Origin of the sequence: Mycobacterium sp. (genome assembly GCF_032162605.1) — a bacterium.
In the GTDB taxonomy this organism is placed as follows: domain Bacteria; phylum Actinomycetota; class Actinomycetes; order Mycobacteriales; family Mycobacteriaceae; genus Mycobacterium.
The window spans coordinates 1-4,107 of sequence record NZ_JAVROT010000333.1 but is presented as its reverse complement, the minus strand read 5'-3'; the positions used below and the strand labels follow the sequence as shown (position 1 = coordinate 4,107).

The window sequence follows — 4,107 nt, the reverse complement described above, 5'->3', positions numbered from 1 at the left end:
CGCCCTGTCGTTCTACGGGCGGCGACTCTACGACCTGATGTCCGCGTACTGGCCGACCGCCGACACGGCCCCGGACGCCACCCCTCTGATCGTCGACTTCGCGCACATCTGGCGCGACATGCCCAAGATCGTGTTCTCACGCACCCTGGAGTCCGTCGACTGGAACTCCCGCCTGGAACGCGGCGACCCGGTCGAGGCGGTAACGAAGCTGAAAGCCGAAACCGACGGCAGGCTGGAGGTGGCCGGCGCGACGCTGGCCGCACCGATCGTGCAAGCCGGACTGGTGGACGAGTACCGGATCGTGGTCACGCCCACCGCCGTGGGCGGCGGCACACCGTTCTTCCCAACGCTGCCGTCATGGATCTCGCTGCGACTGTTGGAGAACCGCAGCTTCCCCGGCGGCACGGTCCTGCTGCGCTACGAGACGAAACGCGACTGACCGGACAACGAAATCTCGAGTCAGACGGCGGCGGCCTCGTTGAGCTGGTTGAGCGTGTTGGTGGCCTCCAGGTACTCCTGAACCCACCGCTCGATGACGGCGGACGTCTTCTCCACCTTGCTGAACTGCCCGACGACCTGACCGACCGGGTTGAAGGCGACGTCGACCGTCTCGTTGGGGTACTTGTGCGTTGCGGAGACCGCAAGACCGGACACCATGAACTGCAGCGGCATGCCGAGTGGCTTCGGGTTGTCCGGGTTCTCCCATGCGTCGGTCCAGTCGTTGCGCAGCATCCGCGCCGGCTTGCCGGTGAACGAGCGGCTCCGCACCGTGTCACGACTACTCGCCTTCACGTAGGCGGCCTGCTGAACTGGCGTGTTCTCGGCCTCCTCGACCATGAGCCACTGCGAGCCCGTCCACGCACCCGCGGCGCCGAGCGCCAGCGCGGCGGCGATCTGCTGACCGCTGCCGATGCCACCAGCGGCGAGCACCGGGACGGGGGCGACCTCCTTGACCACCTGCGGCCACAACACGATCGAACCGACCTCACCGGAGTGCCCGCCCGCCTCGCCGCCCTGGGCGATGACGATGTCGACGCCCGCATCCGCATGCTTGCGGGCCTGCGAAGGGGAACCGCACAGTGCGGCGACCTTCCGGCCCTCGGCGTGGATGTGCTCGATCATGTCGACGGGGGGAGTGCCGAGCGCGTTGGCGATCAGCGTCATCTTCGGATGCTTGAGCGCAACCTCGACCTGCGGCGTTGCGGTCGCCTCGGTCCAACCGAGCAGTCGCATCGTGCTCTCGTTGTCCTCTGCGGACAGCGGTACGCCGTGATCGGTCAGGATCTTGCGGGCGAAGTCGAGATGCTCCTGAGGCACCATGTCGGCCAGCATCTTGCCCAGTTCGTCGGCCGACAGGTTCGAGTCCATGCCCTCGTACTTGTTGGGGATGACGATGTCGACGCCATAGGTGTGGTCGCCGATGTGCGCGTCGATCCAGTTGAGCTCGATCTCGAGCTGCTCGGGGGTGAAGCCGACGGCACCGAGGACGCCGAAGCCCCCTGCCTTGCTGACGGCGACCACCACGTCGCGGCAGTGCGTGAAGGCGAAGATCGGCAAGTCGATGCCGAGCTGGTCGCAGAGTGGGGTGTGCATGCCTGCTCCTCGTGTGGGGCGGTCGCGAACTGAAACGTGTTCTAGTTTAGCCCTCCGGCGGCCTCGATGACATACGCGTCGGTGCTCGACACCGCGCCAGAACCGCAATAGCGTTTCGCAATCACGATCGACAGTCCTCGATCGTGACGGCGAAGGCGAGGACCGTTGACGCACTGGCTGACCCATTCGCTAGTTCTCGCGTCGGACTACCGCGTGCCGGACCCGGAGCGGGTGTGGCCGCTGCTGGAGCGCAGGAAGGACGCGCTCGCCGACATCGGCGCACACCACGTGCTGGTGTACGCCTCCACCACGGAGCCCGGACGGGTACTGGTGCTGATCGCCATCCACGCCCGCGAACCCGTGCTCGAACTGCTGCGTTCGCAGGTCTTCTTCGAGTGGTTCGACGCCGTCGGAGTCGAGGACATCCCCGCGGTGTTCGCAGGCGAGGTGGTGGAGCGATTCACCGTCACCGGTGAAACGGGCCCCGTCGCGCCCGAGGTGATGGTGTCGTTGGTGACCGTCGTCGACGACGTGCCGAATCTCGTTGCGCACGTTCACGATACCATCGAAGATCTCCGCACCGCGGGGATCCGCAGGGTGGTGATCTTCAGCGCGTTCGACGACCCTCGCGAAGTGCTGCTGCTGTTGCAGGTCGACGACGAGAGCCACGCACGCCACTGGTTGCGGTACTCGGGACTGGCCGCCGAATGGCTGACGAAGGCGGGCATCGGCGCGTATCCGCCGGTCTTCGTCGGCGGGTTCCGGCGGATGATCCACATCGACGAGACGAGTGCGACGGGCGATCGCTGATTACGGGCGCCGCCGCAGTGACCACGCAGGCATCCGTCGCCGGTCCGAGCCAGTGGCCACCAGCACCGGCCAGCCGTTTCGCGCCGCTTCGGCGGCCAGCCCCGAGCGCGGGTTCACCGGCCGCGGCCGACCGACCGCCCGCATGGAGGAGATTTCCTCGTCGCCGTCGGCGTAGAAGTAGCTGCTGTGCAGGTCGACGTCGTGGTTGGCGCCGAATCGCCGCACGGCGTCGGTCTTGCCGGCACCCCAGATGATCGGTTCGACGATTCCGCCGGTCAGACGCCCGTCGCCGTCGACCTCGAAGTGGTTGCACAGCACGTCGGCGATGCCCAGGTAGCGGGCCACCGGTTCGGCGTGGATGGTCAGGGCCGACGAGCTCAGCACGACGGTGTGGCCACGTTCCTGATGGGCGGCGACGACGTCGCGCATCGCGGAGAACACCCGCGACTCGATGTGCCTGCGGAACAACTCGTCACCGAGTTCGTCCAGCTCCTCCAGCGTCTCGCCGCGAAGATAGCCGGCCGCCTTCACGATGAGCCGCTCGAACTCCATCCGCCCCAACCGGTACCGCACCGAGGCCTCGATCACGCCGAGAACCTCGCCGATCCTGGCCTGGCGACGCCGGATGCGATGCCCGGCGTGCGCGGCGGCGGTGAAACCGGACACCAGCGTGCCGTCGAGATCGAAGAATGCGCCGATCCGGGCCCCCTCCCGGTCCGACGCGATCTCCGCCAACTGGCGCGCGAAGGGCGTCTCGGGATCCATCTCGCTCCTGTGGTCGCGGCGTACCGGTCCCGGCCCCACCTCGAAACTCCATTTCAACATCATTCGGCGACAACCGCCGCCGGCGTACGCGCAGTGTCCCGATTGCGACATCAGGTGATCCCATCGGATAGGTTCAAGCTAGGCAGTTTCGTTCTTGCCAGGTTCAGCTCGGAGCCTCGCGAGGATGAAAGCGGTGCCGCCTCGCATCCAGCGGACGTGGCCAAACAGGGAAGTTGGGCATTGGACGAACAACGCGAAGCGACGGCTGACGAGGCCAGTCCGTCGTCGGGCTCGACGTGCGTGGTGAGCGAAAGCTCGGTCGACGAGGTGGCCATCGTGGCCGCTTCCGGTGTGATCGACATGCTGACCGCGCCGCAACTCGAGGAAGCGCTGCGCGCTGCCCTCGACAAGAAGCCCGGGAGCCTCGTCGTGGACCTGACCGAGGTCGAGTTCCTCGCGTCCGCCGGCATGGGGGTGCTGGTCGCGGCCCACGAAGCGGCGGGTGAGACCACCCGCCTGTGCGTCGTCGCGGAGGGTCCAGCCACCAGTCGGCCGCTGAAACTGGTCGGAATTGCCGACATCGTCCCGCTGTTCGCCACTCGCGATGAAGCGATTGCGTCACTTCGCGGTTAGACACGCTTAGCCCGTGCTCCGACGGGGTAAGCACGAGCTGTCATGATCGATACGATGCAACCCGCGAACGTCGCCAACGCTGAGCGCTTCGAGCGCGTCGGCATATCGGCGACTGCGCAGACCGCTTCCCAGACCCGCGACGAGTTCGCCACATGGCTGCGGGAACGCTTCGAACTGGATCCGATTCGTTCGAGTGACGTCGTCCTCGCAATCAACGAAGCGCTGGCCAACTGTGCCGAGTTTGCCTACCTCGAGCGCCCTGACACGGGCACCATGGACGTCCTGGCCTGGCACGAAGCGGTCGAA

Annotated in this window: 6 protein-coding genes; 4 read left to right on the top strand and 2 right to left on the bottom strand. The window is 66.7% G+C overall.

Going from position 1 to position 4,107, the window contains the following annotated elements:
- Window positions 1-439: dihydrofolate reductase family protein (locus QOI01_RS19085; protein WP_526383668.1), on the top strand; the 439-nt coding region annotated here is incomplete at its 5' end.
- 20 nt (window positions 440-459) lie between these two features.
- On the opposite strand, the gene QOI01_RS19080 is transcribed toward QOI01_RS19085, so the two are convergent.
- On the bottom strand, window positions 460-1,593 hold the full coding sequence (locus QOI01_RS19080) for a nitronate monooxygenase (RefSeq protein WP_526383666.1): 1,134 nt from the start codon (window positions 1,591-1,593) through the stop codon (window positions 460-462).
- 165 nt (window positions 1,594-1,758) lie between these two features.
- Here QOI01_RS19080 and QOI01_RS19075 point away from each other — a divergent pair, with 165 nt between their 5' ends.
- A complete protein-coding gene (locus QOI01_RS19075) occupies window positions 1,759-2,403 on the top strand; it encodes a fatty-acid--CoA ligase (protein ID WP_526383664.1) in 645 nt (214 codons plus the stop codon).
- Here QOI01_RS19075 and QOI01_RS19070 read toward each other — a convergent pair whose 3' ends face one another.
- Complete coding sequence (locus tag QOI01_RS19070) at window positions 2,404-3,168, bottom strand: HAD family hydrolase (RefSeq protein ID WP_526383662.1); 765 nt, start codon at window positions 3,166-3,168, stop codon at window positions 2,404-2,406.
- A 240-nt stretch (window positions 3,169-3,408) separates the two neighbouring features.
- Here QOI01_RS19070 and QOI01_RS19065 point away from each other — a divergent pair, with 240 nt between their 5' ends.
- Together QOI01_RS19065 and QOI01_RS19060 are read left to right on the top strand one after the other, a co-directional pair.
- Window positions 3,409-3,801, top strand: coding sequence for an STAS domain-containing protein (locus tag QOI01_RS19065; protein WP_526383670.1), 393 nt, complete (start codon window positions 3,409-3,411; stop codon window positions 3,799-3,801).
- A gap of 54 nt (window positions 3,802-3,855) precedes the next feature.
- Window positions 3,856-4,107: ATP-binding protein (locus QOI01_RS19060; RefSeq protein ID WP_526383660.1), on the top strand; the 252-nt coding region annotated here is incomplete at its 3' end.